Here is a 2400-nt window from a genome sequence, read left to right as displayed (position 1 = left end):
CCCCCGCACCACCCGCGCCGCCCGCCGACGCCGACGGCCACGACACCGCGCCCGACGACGACCTGCCGCCCTCCGACGACCCGCGCCGCGACCTCGAACGACTCCTCGACCGCTTCCGCGACGACGTCCGCGACACCGCCCGCGACCACGGCGTCACCGACCGCCAACTGCGCGAGGTGCGGCGCCACCTGTCGGCCGCGGCGGCGCACATCAGGTCCGCCCTGCACGGCCACGGGCCTACGTCGTGAGCACCACCTTGCCGAACGCCTCGCCCTGCGCGAGGCGTTCGAAGCCCTCCCGGGCCCGGTCCATCGGCAGCACCGAGTCGATCACCGGCCGTACCCCGGTCGTGGCGCAGAAGCCGAGCAGGTCCTCCAACTCGTCCTTGGTGCCCATGGTCGACCCGACGACCTTGAGCTCCAGGAAGAAGATCCGGTTGAGCTCGGTCGCCGGCGGGTTGGCGCCGCTGGTGGCGCCCGAGATCACCAGGGTGCCGCCGGGGCGCAGCGACTTCACCGAGTGCGACCAGGTGGCCGCGCCGACCGTCTCGATCACCGCGTCCACCCGCTCCGGCAGCCGGGCCCCCGGTTCGTACGCCCCGTGGGCGCCCAACCCCTGGGCCCTGGCGCGCTTGGCGGGGCTGCGGCTGGTGGTGTAGACGCGCAGGCCCGCCGCCTTCGCCAGCACGATCGCGGCGGTGGCGACGCCGCCGCCCGCGCCCTGCACGAGCACCGAGTCGCCCGGCCGGACACCGGCGTTGGTGAACAGCATCCGGTAGGCGGTCAGCCACGCGGTGGGCAGGCACGCCGCCTCCTCGAAGGAGAGCTCCGGCGGCTTGGGCAGCACGTTCCAGGTCGGGACGGCGACCTGCTCGGCGAAGGTGCCCTGGTACTTCTCGGTGAGGATCGAGCGCCGCTCGTCCGGACCGACACCATGGCCGGTCTGGCCGATCACCGAGTGCAGCACCACCTCGTTGCCGTCCTCGTCCACGCCGGCCGCGTCGCAGCCCAGGATCATCGGCAGGCTCTCCTCGCCCAGGCCGACACCCCGCAACGACCACAGGTCATGGTGGTTGAGCGAGGCGGCCCGCACCTTCACCCTGGTCCACCCGGCCCGCTCCAGCGGCTCCGGCCGCTCCCCCGACTCCAGCCCCCGCAGCGGCTGCTCCGCATCGATACGCCCGGCATACACGGCAAACATCCCCCGACCCTAGGCCCCCTACCCACCAGTACGGAAGCACCCAGGGGCGTGACCCGAGCCTGTACGGCCCCGGCCCCGGTCAGAAACCGCTCGTGTCCAACTCCACGTCGAACGGCTCCGGAAGCCGCACCGGCGTCCCGAACGGGCGCGGTCCGCTCACCTCGGTGTAGCCGAGCGGGCCGGGCTGGGCGAACAGCGTGCAGGTGCGCTCCTGCCGGTCGACCAGCAGGTACAGCGGGGCGCGGTACTCCGCGTACCGGCGGCGCTTGGCGATCCGGTCGGTCTCGCCGTTCGACTCCGCGGTGACCTCCACCACCAGCAGCGTCTTGTCCGGCAACAGTGCACCCGCGCCCTTCGCCATGGCGTGCGGCACCACCGCGAGGTCAGGTACGTACCAGTTGCTGCTCCCGGGCAGGTCCAGGTTGCCCGAACCCGCCACGCAGCCCAGCTCACGGAGCACCTCCGCGATCTGCTCGCGGATGGAGGCAGCCACGAACTCGTGGTCCCAGCTCGGTGCCACCGGCTCGATCACACCCTCGACGATCTGCACCCGGTCCCCCCGGATGTGCTGGATCGCGTACTTCAACGCGGTCTCGGGGTCACCGACGGCGTACGGCTCGGGCTCGGCGGTCAACGGTCCTCCCCGCGTAGTCGGAGTACGACGACGAATTCTCTCCTGCTCTACCGCAGCCGATCCGTCCGGGGACGTTTTCACCCCGCGGATCACCCGTTCGAGTCAGCGATCAGCGATCAACGATCAGCGGCCGGCGGCCAGTCGGAGAGCTCGTCCCCGTCAACGAACCGCGTGAAGTCTCCGAGGTCGTGCGTATCGCCCGCCTCGGCCTGGTCGATGCCACGCCGCAGCCGCCGGTTCAACTCGGCCGCGGCGAGCGCCTCACGCTCCACTGCCGTCTGCCGCACGGACATGACGACCTCCTCCGTACAAGTACGTATACGTCCAGTCGATTCCGGGCCGCCCGGCCGGCGGGGGCAGGCGGTCACCGTGCCTGCCCGGGCCGGGAGGGCTTACGACCTGGGGGGTAATAGGGAGCGGGCTCCCGCTGCCCTGCGACTCCGCCTCCGGCGTTGTCGTCGGTCGACGACTCCCCCACAGCATGCGGCGTGGGAGGGGCCCCCACCGCGTCGCCTCCCTCCTCCGCCCTGGATCCGAAGCCACAGGACGCCGCTCCCTGATCCACT

At 72.1% G+C, this 2400-nt stretch carries 3 protein-coding genes and 1 pseudogene; 1 reads left to right on the top strand and 3 read right to left on the bottom strand.

Annotation, left to right across the window (positions count from 1 at the left end; all coding sequences use genetic code 11):
• A pseudogene (locus AC13HU_RS35750) lies at positions 1-248 on the top strand (PadR family transcriptional regulator); the annotation flags it as partial.
• On the opposite strand, the gene AC13HU_RS35745 reads toward AC13HU_RS35750, so the two are convergent.
• The 3 genes from AC13HU_RS35745 to AC13HU_RS35735 form a co-directional block, all read right to left on the bottom strand.
• Positions 238-1200 carry a zinc-binding dehydrogenase gene (locus tag AC13HU_RS35745; RefSeq protein ID WP_483046160.1) on the bottom strand — a complete coding sequence of 321 codons (963 nt, stop codon included), beginning with the start codon at positions 1198-1200 and terminating at the stop codon, positions 238-240. The pseudogene AC13HU_RS35750 and the gene AC13HU_RS35745 overlap by 11 nt on opposite strands.
• A gap of 79 nt (positions 1201-1279) precedes the next feature.
• Positions 1280-1834: a Uma2 family endonuclease gene (locus tag AC13HU_RS35740; protein ID WP_483046159.1), complete on the bottom strand. Its 555-nt coding sequence runs from the start codon at positions 1832-1834 to the stop codon at positions 1280-1282.
• Positions 1835-1950: 116 nt separating this feature from the next.
• Positions 1951-2127, bottom strand: a complete 177-nt coding sequence (locus AC13HU_RS35735) for a hypothetical protein (protein ID WP_483046158.1) — start codon at positions 2125-2127, stop codon at positions 1951-1953.
• Positions 2128-2400: the final 273 nt, after the last annotated feature.

The organism is Streptomyces sp. NH27 (assembly GCF_056859195.1).
The sequence above is the reverse complement of the archived record's forward strand: the minus strand, read 5'-3'. Positions and strand labels throughout refer to the sequence as shown.

Bases quoted from the DNA above. Each gene is read 5' to 3' on its own strand.
- AC13HU_RS35735 (WP_483046158.1), bottom strand. From the start codon at position 2,127: ATGTCCGTGCGGCAGACGGCAGTGGAGCGTGAGGCGCTCGCCGCGGCC.
- AC13HU_RS35745 (WP_483046160.1), bottom strand. From the start codon at position 1,200: ATGTTTGCCGTGTATGCCGGGCGTATCGATGCGGAGCAGCCGCTGCGG.